Below are 19,899 nucleotides of genomic sequence, written 5' to 3' on the forward strand. Positions count from 1 at the left end.
GAGGCTCAGGTGACGTGGGTGAGGGCGTCCCAGACGTTCTCCGCCTCGACGACGTCGAACCCGGGCGCGAAGGGCGCCCCGCGGCCGGCCACGGGGACCAGGGAGTTGTCGCCGTTGCGCCTCTTGCCCGTGTCGAGGGAGCCCGCGGGGACCAGCGCCCGGGTGAAGCCCAGCCGGGCGGCCTCCGACAGGCGGCGCCGCACGTCGCGCACCGGGCGCAGCTCCCCGGCCAGGCCCACCTCGCCGAGCACCACCAGGCCGGAGGGCAGCGCCTTGTCGCCGGCCGCGCTGGCGACCGCCAGCATCACCGACAGGTCGACCGCGGGGTCGCTGAGCTTGATCCCCCCGACGGTGGCGGTGAAGACGTCGCACCCGCCCAGCTTGGCGTTGAGCCGCCGCTCCAGCACGGCCAGGACCATCGTCACCCGGTAGGTGTCGAGGCCCGAGGAGGAGCGGCGCGGCTGCTGCGCCTCGGTCCTGGCGACCAGCGCCTGGACCTCGGCGGGCAGCGGCCGGGTGCCCTCCAGGGTGACCGTGACGCACGTGCCGGGCACCGGGTCGGTGCGGTGGGAGACGAACAGGCCGCTGGCGTCGGTGATGCCCTCGATGCCGCTCTCGTGAAGATCGAAGCAGCCGACCTCGTCGACCGGGCCGTACCGGTTCTTGATCGCGCGGACCAGGCGGAGCCGGGAGTGGCGGTCGCCCTCGAAGTGGAGCACGACGTCGACCAGGTGCTCCAGGGTCCGGGGACCGGCGATCGAGCCCTCCTTGGTGACGTGGCCGACCAGCACGGTGGACATGCCGCGCTCCTTGGCCAGCCGCACCAGGTTTCCCGCGACCTCCCTGACCTGGGTCACCCCGCCCGGCACGCCCGTCGCCTGGGTGGAGCCGATCGTCTGCACCGAGTCGACGATGAGCAGGTCGGGCTGGACCTTCTCGACGTGCGAGACCAGCGCGCCCAGGTCGGTCTCGGCGGCCAGGTAGAGGCGGTCCTGGATCGCGCCGATCCGATCGGCCCTGATCCGCACCTGGGCGGCCGACTCCTCGCCCGTGATGTAGAGGACCGTCTGCTGGCGTGCGATCTTGGCCGCGGCCTCCAGCAGGAGGGTCGACTTGCCGATGCCGGGCTCACCGGCCAGCAGCACGACCGCCCCGGGGACCAGGCCGCCGCCGAGGACCCGGTCGAGCTCGGGGACCCCGGTGCCGCGCGCGTGCGCCACCTCGGCCTTGACCTGGCCGATCGGCACCGCCGGTGCCGACACCGCCCCGGCGGAGGCCACGCGCGCCCCCGCGGGCGCCGTCTCCTCCTCGACCGTGCCCCAGGCCTGGCACTCGCCGCAGCGCCCCACCCACTTGGCCGTCTGCCACCCGCACTCGGCACAGCGGTAGCCACCAGCCTTCTTCGCCATGGCCGCACGTTACCGGCAGGGCCCGACAACTTTCACCCGGTACGGGATGTCGTACCGGGTGAAGGGCGGCGCGCGCTCCGTCAGATGTGGCCTTCGAGGTCGGCCAGGAGCAGGCGCTTGGGCTTGGCGCCCTTGATCTGCTGGACCACCTCGCCGTCCTTGTAGAGGTTGAGCGTCGGCAGGCCGAGGACGCCGTACCTCGCCGTGATCTCGGGATAGTCGTCGGCGTTGAGCTTGGCGATCGTGACGCGGTCGCCGTACTCGGCCTCGATCTCCGCCAGGACCGGCGCGATCATCTTGCACGGCCCGCACCACTCGGCCCAGAAGTCGACCAGGACGGGCTTGTCGCTCCGCAGCACCTGCTCGTCGAAGTTCTCCGCGGTCAATGTGATCATGACTCTCCCACTTTCCTCAGTACGCATCCTGGGCAGGCCGTGGTCAGCTGTGCCGCCACCTCCGCCCTCCGGGTGAGAAGCGCGCGGATCTCGTCGTCGATCTCCGCCAGCTTGCGCTGGTAGACGGCCACGGACTCCGGGCACGACCCCCCGGAGTCGTGCCCGGCCCGCAGGCAGTCGACGAACGGGCGGGCGTCGTCCAGGGTGAATCCGACGGCGAGCAGCGAACGGATCTCGGAGACGAGCCTGAGGTCCGCCTCCCCGTACTCCCGATAGCCGTTGGCCGAGCGCCGGGCCGTGATCAGCCCCTGCTGCTCGTAGTAGCGCAGCGCCCGGGTGCTGACACCCGCACGCCGCGCCAGCTCACCGATCCGCATCCGGCCCTCCCCATGGGACGACGATAAACCTTGACATCAACGTCAAGGTCAAGCGCCCGCCCGGTTGTTCCCGGCCGGGTCCGCGTGAGGGTCAGAAAAGCTTCCAGCGAAGCACGTTGGGGTAGGCGATCTCCAGGCCGGGGGTCTCGGCGATGGCCTGTTCGGCGACCGCCGGGGTGAACTCGATGCGGAGCACCGCCTCCAGGTCGGCGCGGCGCTCGAAGGACATGCGCAGGTCGAGCTTGTCGGTCCGCCAGCCCTGGCGGTTCCAGAAGCTCTCGACGGACCTGGCCGAGTACGCGGGGATGGACTGGCCGAACCAGCGGCCGAAGGCGCCGCGGGTGGTGTCGATGTCGATCACGAAGGCCGCGCCGCCGCGCCGCATCACCCGGGAGAGCTCGGCTAGGCCCGGCTCGCACCCGGGGCCGAAGAAGTAGGCCCAGCGGGCGATGGCCACGTCCACGGAGGCGCCGGGCAGCGGGAGGGCCTGGGCGGTGGCGGCGTGGATCTCGACGTTCCGCAGGGCGTGGCAGCGGCGCCTGGCCAGCCGGACGAGGTCCTCGTGCGGTTCCGCGCCGATCACGCGGCCGGCGGTGGCGGCGAGGGCGGGCAGGTGGTAGCCGGTGCCGCAGCCGACGTCGAGGACCGTCGCCCCGGTCCACGACCTGATGGCCGACATCGCGGCCTCCGCGCGCCCCTCGGGGTCCACCGCCCGGTTCTCCAGCTCGTAGGTCTGGGGGGTGTTCCAGATGTTGGGGCTGGGGATGGCGCCCCGTAAGAACCTCGGCATGCCCTCACCGTAATGGTGTGATCTCGGACGCGTCGGTGGTGGCGGACAGCACCGCTCTTCGGACGCGCTTAGGCTGGCAAAGGTGAGCGACTTGAGCGAGTGGGCCGGTCGGCCCGGTGGTGCTCGCGAGTGTGCGCTCCGAGCCGGAGACGAGGAAGCGGTATGAGCGTCCGTGTATCCAGCGCGAAGATCGCGCTGTCCACCGCGTCGGTGTATCCCGAACGTACTCCCGACGCCTTCGAGCTGGCCGCGCGCCTGGGGTACGACGGCGTGGAGATCATGGTGGGCGCCGACCCCGTGAGCCAGGACGTCGACGTCCTGGAGCGGTTGTCGGACCACTACCAGCTGCCGATCCTGGCCATCCACGCCCCGTGCCTGCTGGTGACGCAGCGCGTGTGGGGCAAGGACCCGTGGGCCAAGCTCCAGCGCGCGCAGCGCGCCGCCGAGCGGGTCGGCGCCAGGACGGTCGTGGTGCACCCCCCGTTCCGCTGGCAGCGCGACTACGCGCGCGACTTCGAGGTCGGCCTGGCCAGGATGCGTGAGGAGACCGACGTGGTCTTCGCGGTGGAGAACATGTTCCCGCTGAAGGCCAGGGGCAACGAGGTCGTCCCCTACTCGCCCGACTGGAACCCGGTCGACTACGACTTCCCGCAGGTCACGCTGGATCTGTCGCACACGGCGGTGTCCGGGTCCGACGCCCTGGAGATGTTCACCAAGCTCGGCGATCGGCTCGCCCACCTGCACCTGGCCGACGGCCTGGGGGTGCCGAACAAGGACGAGCACCTGGTTCCCGGCCGGGGCGCCCAGCCGTGCGCGCCGATCCTGGAGCGGATGGCGGGCAACGGATACTCCGGGCTGGTCGTGCTGGAGATCAACACGCGCAAGGCCACCAGCCGCTCCGAGCGGATCGACGACCTCGCGGAGGCGCTGGCCTTCGCCCGGCTGCACCTCGCCGCCTCCACCCCCGCATGAGCGAGCTTTCCGTGAGTGAGTCCTCTGACTCCTCTGAGTCGTCGGAGTTCTCCGAGGTCAGGAGGCGTCCGGGGCGCAGGCCGGGGTCGGCCGACACGCGGGGGCAGATCCTCGCGGCGGCGCGCGAGACCTTCGCGGAGAAGGGGTTCGACAAGGCGACCATCCGGGGCATCGCCCGCCGGGCGGGGGTGGACCCGGCGCTGGTCCATCACTACTTCTCCGGCAAGGAGGGGATGTTCGTCGAGGCGATGGACCTGCCGATCACCCCCGACATCGTCCTCTCGGCGGTGACGGCGGGACCTCGCGAGGAGGCCGCCGAGCGGCTGGTCCGGCTCATCCTGACGATCATCTCGGAGGAGGGGGCGCGCCAGCCGGTGCTGGCGCTGGTCCGCACCGCGATGACCAACGAGCAGATGGTCGCCACGATCCGCGAGTTCCTCGGCCAGGCGCTCCTCGGCCGGGTCGGGGAGGCCCTGGAGGTCCCCAAGGTCCGGATGGAGGCGGCGTTCGCGCAGATGTTCGGCGTGGTCCTGGTGCGCTACGTTCTCAAGCTGGAACCGCTGGCCTCGGTGGACACCGAGGAACTGGTGAAACTGCTCACCCCCACGATCCAGGGCTATCTCGACTCGCCCCGGTAGCCTTTCCCGCCCCTGTCCTCGTCCCGGATCGGCGGGTGGCCTCCCGGCTTTGTCCGGGCCGTTCCGGTGTCCCGGGGGTCTCCCGGGTCACTCCGATGCCCCCCGGAGGCGTACAGAGCATTGTTCTGGGAACGGTGTTGACCATAGGGTGACCACGGTCGCCGCGGGTCCCGGTACAAAGGGAAGTTACTCGTCGGTAGGATTCGTGGAGACCCCTTGTCATCGTGGATGACCGGCGGTCGTACGCTGGCAGCCAACGCCGTCTGTGGGAGGACCCGTGCTCTGGGTAGCGATCATCGGGCTGGTCATGACAGCCGTCGCGGTCGCGCTTGCCGCGCGCCGCGTGTTGTTCCTGTACAAGCTCGCCACCGTCGGGCCCGCCGCGCCCGAGCGCGTCGAATACGCCAGGACCCATCTGGGTGACGAGATCAAGGCCCAGCTGGTCGAGGTCTTCGGGCAGCGGAAGCTGCTGAAGTGGACGGCGTCGGGCATCGCGCACTTCTTCGTCATGTGGGCGTTCTTCATCCTGGCGACCGTCTACCTGGAGGCGTACGGAGCGCTGATCCAGGGGGCCGTCACCGGCACCCCGGACTTCCACATCCCGCTCGTCGGGACGTGGGCCGTCCTGGGCTTCCTGCAGGACTTCATCGCGGTCGCGGCCCTGCTCGGGCTCCTCGCCTTCGCGATCATCAGGATCAAGAACTCGCCGAAGAAGCTGGGCCGCAGGTCCCGCTTCTTCGGGTCGCACCTCGGCGGCGCCTGGCTCGTCCTCTTCATGATCTTCAACGTGATCTGGACGATGCTCCTCTTCCGCGGCGCGGCGGCCAACACCGGCAACCTGCCGTACGCCTCGGGGGCGTTCGCCTCCGACGCGGTCGCCGCCCTGCTGCGCCCGCTCGGCCCCTCGGCCAACGAGGTGCTCGAACACGTCGGGCTGCTCCTGCACATCGGCGTCATGCTGGTGTTCCTCGTGATCGTGGTGAACTCCAAGCACCTGCACATCTTCACCGCGCCGATGAACGTGGCGTTCTCCCGGCGCCCCGACGGCAACGGCCCGGCCCAGCCGATGCGGATCGACGGCAAGGTCGTCGACTTCGAGGACGAGGAGCTCGACGGCGACAGGCTCGGCCGGGGCAAGATCGAGGACACCACCTGGAAGGGCTTCCTCGACTTCTACACCTGCACCGAGTGCGGACGCTGCCAGGACCAGTGCCCGGCCTGGAACACCGACAAGCCGCTGTCGCCGAAGATGCTGATCCTGGAGCAGCGCGACCACGCGTTCAAGGTCGCCCCGTACCTGACGGCCACCCAGGAGCAGCGCGCGGGCTTCCACGAGGACGTGCTGGCCCTGCTGGAGAAGCCGCTGGTCGGCGAGGACGGCGTCATCCACCCCGACGTGCTGTGGTCCTGCACCAACTGCGGCGCCTGCGTCGAGCAGTGCCCGGTCGACATCGAGCACATCGACCACATCCTCGACATGCGCCGCTACCAGGCGATGGTGGAGTCCAACTTCCCGTCCGAGGCCGGCGTCATGGTCAAGAACCTGGAGAACAAGGGCAACCCGTGGGGGATGTCCGAGACGAAGCGGGCCGACTGGATCGAGGAGCTGGCCGGGCGCGAGGTCGACCCCATCGAGGTCCAGCTCATCGACGAGACGATGCCCGAGGACACCGAGTACCTCTTCTGGGTCGGCTGCGCCGGGGCCCTGGAGGACCGGGCCAAGAAGACCACCAAGGCGGTCGCGGAGCTGCTGCACGTCGCGGGGGTCAAGTTCGCGGTGCTCGGCCCGATGGAGGCGTGCACCGGCGACCCGGCCCGCCGCCTGGGCATGGAGTATCTCTTCGACATGCTGGCCAAGCAGAACATCGAGACCCTGAACGAGGCCGGGGTCAAGAAGATCGTCGCGACCTGCCCGCACTGCTTCAACACCCTCGCCAACGAATACCCGCAGCTCGGCGGCACCTACGAGGTGGTGCACCACACCCAGCTGCTGGCCAGGCTCGTGGACGAGGGCAAGCTGGTGCCGGTCACGCCGATCGAGGAGAAGATCACCTACCACGACCCGTGCTTCCTCGGACGCCACAACAAGGTCTACTCCCAGCCCCGCGACATCATGGCCAAGGTGCCCGGGGTCCAGACCCAGGAGATGCACCGCCACAAGGACCGCGGCTTCTGCTGCGGCGCGGGCGGCGCGCGGATGTGGATGGAGGAGCGGCTCGGCAAGCGCATCAACACCGAGCGCGTGGACGAGGCGCTGACCACCGAGCCGGACACCATCTCCACGGCCTGCCCGTTCTGCCTGGTCATGCTCGGCGACTCGATCAACGAGAAGAAGAACGCGGGGGAGGCCAAGGAGACGCTGGAGGTCGTCGACGTCTCCCAGCTGCTGATCAAGTCGATCAAGGGCCAGCCCGTCGAGGCGTCTTGACATCCGGACAGTGACCGTCAGAGGGGACATCTTCCCGATGTTCCCTCTGACATATGGTCAAGTCACCGGGAAAAGGATGTCAGGTCCGAAAACCTTTCTCCACATAACGGGAAAATCACGGTAACCTCAACGTCGCGTAGCTCATTCAACGGGGAGGGGGCTTGACGATGCCCGTCGTCGTCAGCGATGCCGAGGTTACCCTGGCCGATGTTCTCTCACTTCGGCTGGCCGTCGACGAACCTCTGGCCGACGGCACCGAACTGGTCCTGCGAAACCGGGCCACCTCGGTCGAGAGCCGGGTGCCGCTGGGCACGCCGGACGTACAGATGCGGGAAGCGGAGCTGGCGGTCTCGCTCGCGCCGCTCGAACTCGGTCCCGGCCGCTGGGACACCTACCTGCAACAGGGCACGACACGCATGCGGCTGCGCAGTGTCGATCCCGGGTTCTCCCTCGACCATCTCGACGCGTACGCGCTGAGCCGCCGCACGCTGGCCTATCGCGCCTACCGGACCCGCAACGGCTTTTTGGCCCTGAAGGTCGACGACGCCCAGCCGGCGGCGGAAGTCCGTTCCGTCTGGTTCAGGGAGGGGCGCTTCGAGGTCACCGGGCTGCTCGCCTTCACCGGCCTCGACGACGACGAGGCGCGGCACGAGGCGAAACTGGCCCTGCGCCGCAGCAGGCCCGACGCCGAGCTGACCTCCGTTGCAACGGTCCAGGGTGTGCGCTTCCACGCCGCGCTCTCGCTGTGCGACGTGATCGCCGCCGCCCCCGACCAGACCGGCACCTGGGAACCCTCGCTGGAGGTACGCGGCGTGGCCACGCCACTCCGGCTGGGCTCCCGGCTGGACGACGTCGACGGCAAGCGCCGCCGCCTGCACTACCCCGCCACGCAGATCGACGGCGTGCCGATCCGGCCCTGCTACACGGCGGACGACGAGCTCAGGATCGAGGTCGGCGGGTGAGGATCTGCCTGCTCACCCCCTCCGTCTACGGCATGCGCGGCGACGTCAGGTCGATCGTCAACCTCGCGGGGGAGCTGGCAGAACGTCACGAGGTCGAGATCATCAGCGTCCGCCGCCACCGGGAGAAACCGTTCTTCCCGGTGGCACCGGGCGTGACGCTCTCCTGGGTGGTCGACGCCCGGCCCGGGGTCAGATACCTGCTGCCGAGGGGCCAGATGCGCACCGAGGTCGCCCTGTGGCGGCGGCTGCGCGGGCTGCGGGCCGACGTGATCGTCAGCACCCGGCCCGGGCTGAGCGTCCAGGTGGCCAGGCACGCGCCGCGCGACGTCACGCGGATCGCCCGCGAGTGGGGACGGCCGCCGGTGCCGGGGCCGATCAGGAAGTTCTACCCGCGCCTGGACGCGGTCGCCGCCGCCACCGAGACGAGCAGGCAGGAGTGGGACCACCTGCTGGGCGGGACCGTCCCGGTCAGCGTGATCCCGGACGCGCTGCCCGCCGGGCCGTGGCCGCGCTCGCGGATGGACAACCGCATCGTCGCCGCGGGAGGGCGCCTGGTGCCGGTCAAGGCCCACGACCGGCTGATCCGCGCGTTCGCCGTCGTCGCGGGCAAGCGCCCCGACTGGAGGCTGCGCCTGTACGGCGGGGGCCCCGAGGAGAAGCGCCTGCGCGCCCTGGTCGGCGACCTCGACCTGCACAACCACGTCTACTTCATGGGGACGACCTCCGACATGACCGGCGAGTTCGCCAAGGCGTCGATCGTGGCGACGACCTCCAGGACGGAGGTGCTCGGGATGACCGTGATCGAGGCGATGGCCAGCGGGGTGCCGGTGGTCGCGTTCGACACTCCCCGGGGGCCGGGCGAGTTCGTGGCCGACGGGCGGAACGGGGTGCTGGTCCCCGAGGGGCCCGAGGGGGAGGACGGGATCGAGGCGTACGCCTCCGCGCTGCTCACGCTCATCGACGACGAGGGGCGGCGCAGGGAGCTGGCCGCGGGCGCCCTGGAGGTCGCGGCGGGCCACGGCGCGTCCTCGGTGGCCGACCGGTGGGAGAAACTGATCGCGGCCACGTCCCGCCGCGCCTGACACCGGTACCGTTGGGACATGCATGGGTACAGCAGTGACAAGCAGGCTTATCTGACCCGGTTACGGCGCATCGAGGGACAGATCAGGGGCCTGCAGCGGATGGTCGAAGAGGATGCCTACTGCATCGACGTGCTGACCCAGGTCTCGGCCGCCACGCGGGCGCTCCAGGCGGTGGCGCTCGGCCTGCTGGAGGACCACATCGGGCACTGCGTCGCCGACGCCATCAACACCGGGGGGCCGGAGGCGGAGGCCAAGGTCAAGGAGGCGTCGGCCGCGATCGCCCGTCTCGTCCGTTCGTGACTAGTCACATGACTATCTTTTCCGACCACGTCCCGGACCCCGTTGGAGGGTCCGGGACCAGGTCTTGGAAACGGTTCTTCCCGAGGCTTCAGCAAACAGCCGAAGCACTCAATCCGAGCGCGTTGTCGAGCTCCACCAAGGTGAGGGGCCGTTCGCTGATCGCGACGGCGGACAGCACCTCGGCATAGAGCGCGATCTCGTCCAACGCGACACGGTCGTGGACCCTAGAGTCCAGGTCGTCGTGCCCCACCGCGTCGTCCTTCCTTCCGCAGCCCACACCCACTTCGAGGTTACGGCGGGCGGTCATCGGTGCCCATGGCCCATCGGGACCATTCCTCGCCCCGCCCGGCACATCCTCAAGGAGGATCATTTCCCGTTTAGGAGATCACAATTCAGCTAATTGTCTGATGCGTGGGGGGGTAGAAGGATATAGGGAGAGTAAGGATGAAATAACTGTATTTGTGGTTTAGGTATACCGGCGCGTGTCAGGAGTGACGGGGGTAAGTTCCCGATACTCCGGGGACGGGATCGTCGCGCTCGTGCGTCAGCCGGTGCACGACCGCGGAGGCCGTCGCGAACCCGCGCTCCGGCACCTCGGTCCCCGTGAGGCGGCACCACGCGAGCCCGGTGGCGTAGGCGGCGCCGAGCAGAGCCGCCGCCGCGGCCCGGTCCGGCGGGTGGAGCGCCGCGGGCAGCTCCCCCGAGCGCGGCCAGCACCCCCGCAGCGGGTGCGAGGAGTCGGTGAGCACCACGTGGAGGATGTGCCGCAACTCGGGGTCCAGCCACGGGTAGAGACGGTCGGCCGCCCTGGGCGAGAGGCCCGACAGGTCGGCGGCCAGCAGCGAGGCGGCCACCGCCCTGGGGTCGGCGCCCATCGGTGCCAGGAAGCCCAGCGCCTGGACCAGGTCGTAGAGCGCGTGCTGGAAGTACTCGCCGGGCGAGGTGTCGGGCAGCGTCAGGTGGGGCGGGCAGCGCGAGAGCCACGCGTGCCGTACGGCCTCGTCCCCCTGGCGGGCCACCTCGGGATCCCGGCAGGCCCGGCGCAGCAGCGGCTCGACCATGGACAGCAGGGCGTCGGCCCTCGGCCTGAACCTCGGGTCCTCACGCACCACGGCGGCGGTGTCGGCCATCAGCGCGACCAGCCGCAGGCCGGCCTCCGGGTGCCCGGCCCTGACCCGCTCGCCGTACAGCGCGACCAGGTCGTCCAGCGAGGTGGGCGGCAGCCAGCGGACCCACTCGTCACCGGGCAGCGGGCGGGCCAGGAACTCCCCGAACATCGACAGCAGCACCTCGTTGCCGTCGAAGGCGGGGGCGTAGGCGCACCACATGAGCGTGCCCCAGATCGCGGCGACGGGGCTGGCCACCTCCCTGGCGAAGAGCTCGGTGAACGGCCCGGTGATCGGGAAGTCCTCCCTGCGCCTGCCGCGCTGGGCGACCACCAGTTCGCGTACCCGCTCAGTGATCTTGTACGGCACGTCGGGGCCGACGAACCCCTGGATCGACCCCCGGTCGGCGACGAGGTCGGCGCCGGTCGGCACCAGGTGCGGCATGACCACCGAAGTGATGTTGGTCACCTGCGCCGCGGCGCGAAGGCTCCGGTCGGTGGGGGGAGCGGTCAGGTACCAGCGGCCGTCGGCGGGATCCTGGCGGTACCACCGGGCGTGGGCGCCGAACAGCCAGCGCCCGCCGTCCGGGGTGGACAGCGCGCGCCGCGCGATGGCCTGGGCCCGTGCGAGCGGCGGCAGCGCCACCCACCGGTGGTCGGCGACCATGGTCCGCACGTCTTTCTCGATGGCGTCGAACCCGTCCCACTGCCACATGCCGGTCATCGGCATTCCGGGGCGAGGGCCCCTGGCCTGCGCCACGGGCGGGATGCCCCTGCCTCCCTTCGGTCAAGGTCGTGCCAGGCCCCGTTCCCCCGATGGGGCCTGGCACGATCGTAAGGCCCCGCCCGTCGCCGCGTCGGGGGGCGGGTGGTGCGGCCCATCGGGGGAACGAGGCCGGGAGATCCGGGGACGCCCGGATAACCCGAGCGTCCGGGACATCTGGATCTTCGGGTGTTCGGTCGATCGGGGCGTTCAGAATGTCCAGGTCATCCGGGTGGTCCGGGGCGCCCGGGTCATTCGGGTCGCTCGGGCTGTCCGGGGTGGGGGAGGGCGGTCGCGGCGCGGTGGCGGGCCGCCCTGGCGACGTAGCCGGCCGGCGTACGGGCGAACGAGGCGCGGTCGTCGTCGGTGAGCTCGCGGACGATCTTCCCGGGGACGCCCGCGACGAGCACCCCGGCAGGGATCCGCTTCCCCGGGCCCACCAGGGCGCCCGCCGCGATCAGCGACCCCGCGCCGATCCTGGCGCCGCCGAGCACGATCGCGCCGATGCCCACGAGCGCGCCGGTCTCCACGTGGGCCCCGTGCACCATGGCCTTGTGCCCGAGGCTCACCCGGGGCTCCAGCACGGCCGGCTCGCCCGGGTCGGCGTGCAGGCAGCACAGGTCCTGGATGTTGCACTCCTCCCCGACCTCGACGTCCTCGTCGTCGCCGCGCAGGACCGAGCCGTACCAGACGTTCGCGGCACGGCCCAGCCGTACCCTCCCGACGACCACCGCTCCGGGGGCGATGTAGGCGTCCGGATGGATCCGCGGGATCGCGTCGCCGTCGAGGGCGGCGATGTAAGGCGTGGCGTTCATGATGACGATGTTATGAGGGGGCGATCTGTCCGGTATTTCCGCAAGCAGGTCGGGCGTTCAGGTTGCGGACTTGGGCAGTAAGCAGGAAAGTCGTCTCCTGACGTCTCCTTTCCCGCCACACGACCTCCACGGGCAGTGCCATGACAAACCAGCACGAGAGCTTTCCCGACCTGATGCATGAGGACTCGTTCGAGGTCGTCATGCGCGGCTACAGCCGTCGTCAGGTTCACGACTACATGGACCGCCACCGCCACCAGATCCGCGACCTGGAGGAGCGGCTCGGGCGCGCGATCGACCAGGCCGAGCAGGGCCGGATCGAGCTGGCCGAGGCCCGCAGGAGGCTCTCGGACGCCCCGCAGGACTACGACGAGCTCGGTCAGAGACTCAGCCAGATCCTGAAGCTGGGCGAGGAGGAGGCCACCTCCAAGAGGGAGGTCGCCGAGGCGGAGGCGATCAAGCTCCGCGACGACGCGGCCACGGAGGCCGAGCGGCTGATCACCTCCGCGCAGGATCGGGCCGAGGGCATCCTGAACGCCGCGCAGCAGGAGGCCGAGCGCCGCGTCGCCGAGGCCACCGCCGCCGCCGAGCAGATGCTCTCCCAGGCCGGCAACGACGCCGAGGAGACGCTCAACGCGGCCCGTGCCGAGTCCGAGGAGACCCTGCGCGGCGCCCGCACCGAGGCCGACCGGATGGTCACCTCGGCCAGGAACGAGGCCGAGCGGACGGTCCAGGAGGGCCGCGCCGAGGCCGACTCCACGCTGAGCGCCGCCCGCGCCGAGGCGGAGGCGACCGTGCTGGCCGCCAACACCGACGCGCACTCCACCCTGTCGACGGCCCAGCGGCGCGCCGCCGCCCTGGACGAGACCACCGGCCGCCGGGTCGTCTACCTCACCGACACCCACCAGGAGGTCATGCGCCGCCTGCACGAGATGGGCGCCGTCCTGGGGGACCTGCTCCACCGCGAGAGCGCGGCCGGAGCCCTGATCGACGAGAACGCCGTGCTGCCCCCGGCCCGCGTCCAGCCCGCGCTGGCCGCTCCCGACCCCGTCGCCGTCACCGCCCCCGTCCCCGGGACCGGAGCGGGCTCCGCTCCCGCTTCCGCCGAGGCCTCCGACGACGTCCAGGGCGCTCCCGGCGCGACGGACGTCACCGCGTCCGGGGCCGCCGCGCCCGAGGGCGCGGAGAAGCCCTCGGGGCGGGCCGGGACCGCCCGGCGAGCCGGGTCCGAGGAGACGCCCGAGGACGTGCGGGACCCCGGGTTCGACGGCTCGTCCGACCTGGAGTCCGTACGCGTGATCGTGGACGACGACACCCCCGCCAGGGGCGCGGAGGAGCGGCGCGGCCGGGACGACGACCGTTCCGGCGAGGCGCGGGTCGAGGTGTACGACGACACCGACACCGACACCGACCTCGGCCCGGCCGCGGGGAAGACCGGTAAGGACGAGGGGAAGAAGTACGCCTCCCCGAGGAAGTAGGGAACCCCGGAAGCAGGAACCCTGGAAGTAAGAACTCCGGGAGCGGGGGCTCGGGGAGCAGGAGAACCCCGGAAGCGGGAGCCCCGCCCCGGAGGCGGTGGAACGGGCTCGCGCGGCCGTGGAGACGCCGCGCGGTGAGCCCTCGCGAAGGCCGCGCGGCCGTGGAGACGTGGAAGAGGCCGCGCGGTGAGCCCTCGCGAAGGTCGTGGCGGGGCCGCGCGGCCGTGGAGGCGTCAGGCGTGACCGGTGCCGCGCGAGCCCTCGCGGGCGTCACGGGCTGGTCCGTGCGGCCCGGGTGCTTCGGAGATCGAGCGGAAGTCCCCGCGGGCGTCACGGGCAAGTTCGTGCGGCCCGGGTGCTTCGGAGATCGAGCGGAAGCCCCCGCCCCCGATCGGGTCGGGGACTTCCGTGATTGGGGGCCCGGCGCCGGGACCGCATCGGATCCGCTCATCCCGGCACCGGGCGGTCTTCAGGGGTCCGTTCTCGGCTCCGTGTCGCCGGAACGTTCCCGTTGGTCGAGAAGCTGCTCGCGCAGCCCTTCCGGATCGTCCGCGTCGATGGTCATCGCGCAGCCGACATCGCGCTGGGCGGGGGTCAGCGGGTGGTGGCGGGTGGCCCACCACCTGCCCGCGTCGCTCCGCCAGATCGTCCAGTCGGGGAACTCCCGGGCGATTTCAGCGAGATGTCGGTCGAAAGACATCTGTGCACCTTCCCCGCGCCCAGGCCCGCCTTTGCGACGTTCCACCTCTGACGGTGAGGCACTTCTCTAGAGAAATCAATGATCGCAGGGGACAGGTCAACCTATCGGTTGACGGATGGCCTTGATCTATGAGTCGAAGTCGTACTGAAGTACGTAAGAGGCGGCGTCGAGGACCATCTCGTTGACCTCGACGGCGACGCCGTCGGCGGTGCGGGCGACCCGGGCGATCACGATGACCGGGGTGCCCGCGGGCAGGTCGAGCTGGACGGTCTCGTGGGGATGGGGCATGCGGGCCCGGATCTCCTCGGTGAAGTGCACCGGGGCGTGGCCGAGCTCGCCGAGGCGCGCGTACACGCCCCCCGGTCCCGTGTCCTCTCTCGTGATCGCGGTCCCCTCCACCAGGGCGGCGGGGAAGTGGGAGACCGACAGCTGCACCGGCCGCTCGTCCACCGAGTAGCGCCGCCTGCGGACCCACACCTCGGGGCCGCCCAGCACCCGGGCCACGGCGTCCTCGGCGGTCTCCCGGTCGATGTCCACCTCGTCCACGGTGTAGGGGCGCCCCCTGGTGTCGGAGTCCCAGATGGCCTCGCCGCGTCCCCACTGGTCACGGGAGAGCCGCCGGGAGCCGTGCCGCCTGATGGGGCGGAACTGCCTGACGTACACCCCTGAGCCGCGTTTGGGGACGGCCAGTCCTTCGTTGATTAGTACGGACAGGGCCTGCCTGGCGGTGGCACGGGCTATGCCGTGTCTCGCCATCAGGGCGTTCTCGCCCGGAAGCCGATCCCCGTCTCGGAGATCACCGGACAGGATCGCTTCGCGAAGCCCGTCGGCGATGCGCCGATAGATCGGGGGCTCGGGAGGTACCGGGGACTGCTGCACGTTCGATCACCCTCTGTCACCAACCGGGTTTGGCGTCTCCAGAGAACTTGCCCCGCCTTGTCCACGATCGCACAGATACGGGGGTTGGTATCGTGCTTCTTTTGGGAGGATCGTGCCCGTGTGGCGATCTTAAGGAGTTTCTTCGGTCCGTTACCGTGGAACGGTCCCAGCCGGTATTCGGGCGGCCCACCACCGGCGCGTGACGACCGCGGCCAGCACGGCCCCCGTCGCGTTGATGATCACATCGTCGACGGAGCTCACCCGCCCCAGCCCCAGGGCGTACTGCAGGACCTCCACGGCGAGCGACGCCCCGGCCGCCACGGCCGCGATCCGGGCGAGTGACGCGAACAGCGCCGAACGGACGGGAAGCATGGCCCCGAGCGCGGCGAAGACCAGCAGGTTCCCTCCGACCTGCACGAACGCGGCCTGTCCCGGCCCCTGAAGGGTCGCCCACAGGTCCGCGAACGGGACGAGGCTGACGCCCGAGACCCCCGCTCCGGGGGTGAGGATCATCCAGATCCAGGGCGCGGTCCCGGCCACCGCGACCACGTCGGCCAGGGCGGTGCGCGCGGGGAGGGGACGACCGGCGCGGGTGCGGCGGAGGGCCAGCAGGCGGACGGCCACGACGACCAAAGGGGTCGCCAGGAAGGCCACTAGAACGATGTTCCCCCACTGCTGCCACGCCTGGTGCATGAGGCGATGATGCGGTGTGCGCGGCCCCGCTGGGCGGCCTTCGAGGTTACGAGAAGGTGACCTTCGAGCAAGGGCCGTTTCCGCCCCGGCCCCGCCTCCGGCGGCGGCGAGACGGCGGCCGGAGCCGCGGGCCCCCTCACCCCCGCCGTACGCGGAGAGCGGAAACGCGGAAGCGGGAACGCGGGAAGCACGCGCCTCAGGGGAGGGAGGCCGGGGCGAGGGTGCGCCCGAGGAAGTGCACGGCCCGGTCCCAGGCGGTCCGGGCGGCCTCCGGGTCGTGGAACTGCGGGGCCTCGTGGTTGTGGAAGGCGTGCCCGGCCTCCTCGGCGACGTACACCTCGACGTTCGGCCGCCCGGCCGCGGCCTTCTCGACCACGGAGACCCGCTCCCGCGGGATGTAGGGGTCGGAGCCGCCGAACACGAGCAGCAGCGGGCAGGTGATCTTCTCCAGCATGCCGGCCGCGTCGGGCACGGCCGATCCGTAGAACGACAGGACCGCGTCCACCTCGACCGTGGCCGCGAGCAGGTAGCCGATCGAGCCGCCCAGGCAGAACCCGACCACCCCGGCCCCGCCCTCCGCCTCGGGCAGCCCCCGCAGGTGCGCCAGGGCGACGGCCGAGTCGGCCACCCCGTGGGGGACGTCGAACGTGGAGACCATCTCGACCGACAGGCTCGTTCCGGCGTCGTCGTGCTCGGACACCCAGTTGGGCCGGATCCGCCAGAACAGGTCGGGGGCGCCGACGACGTACCCGAGCGCCGCCAGGTCCTCGGCCACCTTCCTGATGTACGGCCCCACCCCGTAGATCTCCTGGATCAGCAGGATGACCGGGCCCCGGCCGGTCGGGGGCAGCCACAGGTGCAGGTCGAACGAGCCGTCGGCGACGGTGACCGTCTCGGTGCGAGCTTCCACGGGTTCCTCCTGCTGGTTGGTGGCCTGGCGTGCGGCGACGGACGGGCAGTGAATCTGCATACCCGTCGAACGCGGACAGATGTGCGGGCGGGGCGGCGGGGTGCGCGGCCCGCCGTCAGATGGTCCTGGCCAGGGCGCGGGAGATGCCCAGCGCGGCGGCCTTGACGGCCGGGGCGAGCCGGGTGGGCTGGAAGCGGGCCAGCGGCACCGAGACGGACAGGGCGGCCACGGCCACGCCGTCGCCGAACACCGGGGCCGCGATGCACGCGCCGCCCAGCTGGGCCTCCTCGCGCTCGTAGGCCAGCCCCGCCGCCTGGATCTGGCCGAGGGCCTCCTCCAGGCGCCGGGGGTCGACGATCGAGTGCGGGGTCAACCGGCGCAGCGGGCGGCCGAGGACCTCGTCGATCAGGTCGGGCCCGGAGTAGGCCAGCAGGGCCTTGCCGATCCCGGTGCAGGTCAGCGGGAGGCGCCCGCCGACGCGCGAGGGCAGCGCGAAGGCCTCCTGGCCGCGGATCTTCTCGACGTAGACGACGTCGAGGCCGTCGCGCACCCCCAGGTGGACGGTCTCGTGGGTCGCCTCGTAAAGGTCGTGCATGAAGGGCAGGGCCGCGTGTCTCAGGTCGCGCTCCAGGGGCACGATGCTTCCGAGCTCGAAGAGGCGGCGGCCGAGATAGTAGCCGTCCGGGCGGCGGGTGACCGCGCCGATCGAGGTCAGTTCGGTGAGCAGCCGGAAGGCGGTGGTCTTGGGCAGGTGGCAGCGCTCGGCGACGTCGGCCAGGCGCAGCGGTCCTCCCGTGGGACGGAACGCGTCGAGTACGAGCCAGGATTTCTCCAGCACGGACAGCCGGTCGGGGTTCCGTTTCACGGAACGCATTCTTGCCTACGAGCCACTTACGGCTCTATACCCGTACGTAATGACCCTTAAGGAGTACATCCCCGAGGAGCAGTCTTGTCTGACCAGGTGAACCACTTCATCGGTGGGGTGCCGGTCGCCGAGGGCGCGACGTTCACCACCCACGACCCGGTGACCGGGCTGCCGGTACGCGAGGTCCGTGAGGCGGACCGGGACGTCGTCGGCAGGGCGGTGACCGCCGCCCGCGCGGCGCTGCCCGGGTGGGCGGCGCTGCCGGTGGCGGAGCGCGCCGCCTGGATGCGCCGCCTCGCCGCCGCGATCGAGGAGCGGTTCGAGGACCTGGTCGCGGCGGAGATCGCCGACACCGGGAAGTCGGTCACCCAGACCCGCACCCTGGACATCCCGCGCGGCGCCGCGAACTTCCGGTCGTTCGCCGAGATCGCGGCCCAGCACCCGGAGGACGCGTTCCACCTGACGGACGTGCTGAGCTACACCGTCCGCAAGCCCCTCGGCGTGGTCGCGGTGATCGTGCCGTGGAACCTGCCGTTCCTGCTGGCGACCTGGAAGCTCGGTCCCGCGCTCGTCGCGGGCAACACCGTCGTGGTCAAGCCCTCGGAGCACACGCCCGGCTCGGTCGCGGTGCTCGCGGAGATCGCCGCGTCGATCGGCCTGCCCCCCGGCGTGCTCAACGTCGTGAACGGCTTCGGCGGCGGCTCCACCGGCCAGTTCCTGGTGGAGCATCCCGGCGTGGACGCGGTCACCTTCACCGGCGAGAGCCGTACCGGATCGACGATCATGAAGGCGGTCGCGGACCGGGTCAAGCCCGTCTCGTTCGAGCTGGGCGGCAAGAACGCCGGGCTGGTCTTCGCCGACGCCGACCTGGACGCGGCCGTCGAGGGGAGCGTGCGGTCGGTCTTCACCAACGGCGGCCAGGTCTGCCTGTGCACCGAGCGGCTCTACGTGCAGCGGCCCGTCTTCGAGGAGTTCGCCGCGCGGCTGGCCGCGCGTGCCGGGGAGCTGCGGTTCGGCCGCCCCTCGGACGAGGACGCCACGATGATGCCGATGATCTCCGCCGAGCACCGGGACAAGGTGCTCTCCTACTACGAGCTGGCCAAGCACGAGGGCGCCGAGATCCGCGCCGGGGGCGGGGTGCCGCGCTTCGGCGACGACCGCGACGGCGGCTACTACGTCGAGCCGACCGTGCTGACCGGCCTGCCGCCCGGCTCCCGGGTGAACCGGGAGGAGATCTTCGGCCCGGTCTGCCACATCGCCCCCTTCGACACCGAGGCCGAGGCGGTCGGGCTGGCCAACGACAGCGAGTACGGCCTGGCGGCGACCGTCTGGACGTCCGACCTGAGCAGGGCCCACCGGGTGGCCAGGTCGCTGGAGGCCGGGCTGGTCTGGGTCAACACCTGGTACCTGCGCGACCTGCGCACCCCCTTCGGCGGGGTGAAGCTGTCCGGCATCGGCCGCGAGGGCGGTACGCGCTCGCTGGACTTCTACTCCGAGCCCACCACGATCACCATCAAGCTGGAGCCTGGACATGACTGAGTGGAGCGAGGCCACCGACGTGCGCGCGGAGGCGGCCGACCGGCTGCTGGAGGCGGCCAGGAGCGGCAAGCCGTGCGCCCCGGTGCGCGACACGCTGCCGAACGGGAGCGCCGAGACCGGCTACGCCGTACAGGAGATCAACACCAGACGGGCGCTGGACGAGGGCCGCAGGCTGGTCGGCAGGAAGATCGGGCTGACCTCCGCCGCCGTCCAGCGCCAGCTCGGCGTGGACCGGCCGGACTTCGGGATGCTCTTCGCCGACATGGCCTACCTCGACGGCCTGCCCGTGCCGACCGGCCGCTTCCTGCAGCCCAGGGTCGAGGCGGAGGTCGCGCTGGTCCTCGGGGAGGACCTGGAGGGCGGCCCGTTCACGGTCGCCGACGTCATCCGGGCGGTCGACTTCGCGCTGCCGGCGATCGAGATCGTCGACAGCCGCATCGCGGGATGGGACATCACGCTCGTCGACACGATCGCCGACAACGCCTCCAGCGGCGCGTTCGTCCTCGGCAACACCCCGGCGAGCCTGCGCGGCCTGGACCTGCGGCTGGCCGGGATGACCATGAACCGGCACGGCCAGGAGGTCTCCACCGGCGCGGGTGCGGCCTGCCTCGGGAACCCGCTCAACGCCGCGGTCTGGCTGGCCGACGCGCTGGCCCGTACGGACTTCCCGCTGCTGGCCGGGGACATCGTGCTCACCGGCGCGCTCGGCCCGATGGTGGACGCCGCGCCCGGCGACGCGTTCGAGGCCCACATCGAGGGCCTCGGCTCGGTCAGGACGGTGTTCTCGTGAAAGCCCGTGAAG

General features: G+C 71.2%; 20 protein-coding genes. 9 read left to right on the forward strand and 11 right to left on the reverse strand.

Features of this window, described 5'->3' with window-relative positions; all coding sequences use genetic code 11:
* Window positions 1-5: 5 nt before the first annotated feature.
* The 4 genes from radA to AC5L38_RS15750 all read right to left on the reverse strand — a co-directional run bounded on the left by radA (window position 6) and on the right by AC5L38_RS15750 (window position 2,971).
* Complete coding sequence (radA, locus tag AC5L38_RS15735) at window positions 6-1,409, reverse strand: DNA repair protein RadA (RefSeq protein ID WP_495243526.1); 1,404 nt, start codon at window positions 1,407-1,409, stop codon at window positions 6-8.
* Between the two features lie 80 nt (window positions 1,410-1,489).
* Complete coding sequence (gene trxA / locus AC5L38_RS15740) at window positions 1,490-1,804, reverse strand: thioredoxin (RefSeq protein ID WP_440103831.1); 315 nt, start codon at window positions 1,802-1,804, stop codon at window positions 1,490-1,492.
* Window positions 1,801-2,181: a MerR family transcriptional regulator gene (locus AC5L38_RS15745; protein WP_495243527.1), complete on the reverse strand. Its 381-nt coding sequence runs from the start codon at window positions 2,179-2,181 to the stop codon at window positions 1,801-1,803. The genes trxA and AC5L38_RS15745 overlap by 4 nt, the downstream gene beginning before the upstream one ends.
* Window positions 2,182-2,272: 91 nt before the next feature.
* Window positions 2,273-2,971 (reverse strand): class I SAM-dependent methyltransferase, encoded by a 699-nt coding sequence (locus AC5L38_RS15750; protein ID WP_495243528.1) that lies wholly within the window; start codon window positions 2,969-2,971, stop codon window positions 2,273-2,275.
* 162 nt (window positions 2,972-3,133) lie between these two features.
* On the opposite strand from AC5L38_RS15750, the gene AC5L38_RS15755 reads away from it, so the two are divergent.
* From AC5L38_RS15755 to AC5L38_RS15780, 6 genes are all read left to right on the forward strand, one after another.
* Window positions 3,134-3,943, forward strand: coding sequence for a sugar phosphate isomerase/epimerase family protein (locus AC5L38_RS15755; RefSeq protein WP_495243529.1), 810 nt, complete (start codon window positions 3,134-3,136; stop codon window positions 3,941-3,943).
* 11 nt (window positions 3,944-3,954) lie between these two features.
* The gene (locus AC5L38_RS15760) at window positions 3,955-4,581 is read left to right on the forward strand and encodes a TetR/AcrR family transcriptional regulator (RefSeq protein WP_495243530.1); all 627 of its coding nucleotides are present in this window, start codon (window positions 3,955-3,957) and stop codon (window positions 4,579-4,581) included.
* Between the two features lie 277 nt (window positions 4,582-4,858).
* Window positions 4,859-7,009, forward strand: a complete 2,151-nt coding sequence (locus AC5L38_RS15765; protein WP_495243531.1) for a (Fe-S)-binding protein — start codon at window positions 4,859-4,861, stop codon at window positions 7,007-7,009.
* Window positions 7,010-7,176: 167 nt separating this feature from the next.
* Entirely contained in the window at window positions 7,177-7,971 is a 795-nt protein-coding gene (locus AC5L38_RS15770; protein WP_495243761.1) for a hypothetical protein, read from the forward strand.
* The gene (locus tag AC5L38_RS15775; protein WP_495243532.1) at window positions 7,968-9,053 is read left to right on the forward strand and encodes a glycosyltransferase; all 1,086 of its coding nucleotides are present in this window, start codon (window positions 7,968-7,970) and stop codon (window positions 9,051-9,053) included. Before AC5L38_RS15770 ends, AC5L38_RS15775 begins: the two co-directional genes overlap by 4 nt.
* An 18-nt stretch (window positions 9,054-9,071) precedes the next feature.
* Entirely contained in the window at window positions 9,072-9,353 is a 282-nt protein-coding gene (locus AC5L38_RS15780) for a metal-sensitive transcriptional regulator (RefSeq protein WP_495243533.1), read from the forward strand.
* A 485-nt stretch (window positions 9,354-9,838) separates the two neighbouring features.
* Here AC5L38_RS15780 and AC5L38_RS15785 read toward each other — a convergent pair whose 3' ends face one another.
* Both AC5L38_RS15785 and AC5L38_RS15790 read right to left on the reverse strand, forming a co-directional pair.
* Window positions 9,839-11,182: a hypothetical protein gene (locus AC5L38_RS15785; protein WP_495243534.1), complete on the reverse strand. Its 1,344-nt coding sequence runs from the start codon at window positions 11,180-11,182 to the stop codon at window positions 9,839-9,841.
* A 290-nt stretch (window positions 11,183-11,472) separates the two neighbouring features.
* Entirely contained in the window at window positions 11,473-12,036 is a 564-nt protein-coding gene (locus AC5L38_RS15790) for a gamma carbonic anhydrase family protein (RefSeq protein ID WP_495243535.1), read from the reverse strand.
* 140 nt (window positions 12,037-12,176) lie between these two features.
* On the opposite strand from AC5L38_RS15790, the gene AC5L38_RS15795 reads away from it, so the two are divergent.
* Window positions 12,177-13,511 carry a hypothetical protein gene (locus AC5L38_RS15795; RefSeq protein ID WP_495243536.1) on the forward strand — a complete coding sequence of 445 codons (1,335 nt, stop codon included), beginning with the start codon at window positions 12,177-12,179 and terminating at the stop codon, window positions 13,509-13,511.
* 469 nt (window positions 13,512-13,980) lie between these two features.
* Here AC5L38_RS15795 and AC5L38_RS15800 read toward each other — a convergent pair whose 3' ends face one another.
* The 5 genes from AC5L38_RS15800 to AC5L38_RS15820 form a co-directional block, all read right to left on the reverse strand.
* On the reverse strand, window positions 13,981-14,211 hold the full coding sequence (locus AC5L38_RS15800) for a hypothetical protein (RefSeq protein WP_389917818.1): 231 nt from the start codon (window positions 14,209-14,211) through the stop codon (window positions 13,981-13,983).
* Between the two features lie 126 nt (window positions 14,212-14,337).
* On the reverse strand, window positions 14,338-15,090 hold the full coding sequence (locus AC5L38_RS15805) for a GntR family transcriptional regulator (protein WP_495243537.1): 753 nt from the start codon (window positions 15,088-15,090) through the stop codon (window positions 14,338-14,340).
* Between the two features lie 150 nt (window positions 15,091-15,240).
* A complete protein-coding gene (locus tag AC5L38_RS15810) occupies window positions 15,241-15,783 on the reverse strand; it encodes a VanZ family protein (protein WP_495243538.1) in 543 nt (180 codons plus the stop codon).
* A 196-nt stretch (window positions 15,784-15,979) separates the two neighbouring features.
* A complete protein-coding gene (locus AC5L38_RS15815; protein WP_495243539.1) occupies window positions 15,980-16,693 on the reverse strand; it encodes a dienelactone hydrolase family protein in 714 nt (237 codons plus the stop codon).
* Window positions 16,694-16,808: 115 nt separating this feature from the next.
* On the reverse strand, window positions 16,809-17,567 hold the full coding sequence (locus AC5L38_RS15820) for an IclR family transcriptional regulator (RefSeq protein ID WP_495243540.1): 759 nt from the start codon (window positions 17,565-17,567) through the stop codon (window positions 16,809-16,811).
* Between the two features lie 75 nt (window positions 17,568-17,642).
* Between AC5L38_RS15820 and AC5L38_RS15825 the strand changes: the two genes are divergently transcribed.
* On the forward strand, window positions 17,643-19,097 hold the full coding sequence (locus AC5L38_RS15825) for a 2-hydroxymuconic semialdehyde dehydrogenase (RefSeq protein ID WP_495243541.1): 1,455 nt from the start codon (window positions 17,643-17,645) through the stop codon (window positions 19,095-19,097).
* The gene (locus AC5L38_RS15830) at window positions 19,090-19,887 is read left to right on the forward strand and encodes a 2-keto-4-pentenoate hydratase (protein WP_495243542.1); all 798 of its coding nucleotides are present in this window, start codon (window positions 19,090-19,092) and stop codon (window positions 19,885-19,887) included. The genes AC5L38_RS15825 and AC5L38_RS15830 overlap by 8 nt, the downstream gene beginning before the upstream one ends.
* Window positions 19,888-19,899 lie beyond the last annotated feature (12 nt).

Source organism: Streptosporangium nanhuense, assembly GCF_059358815.1.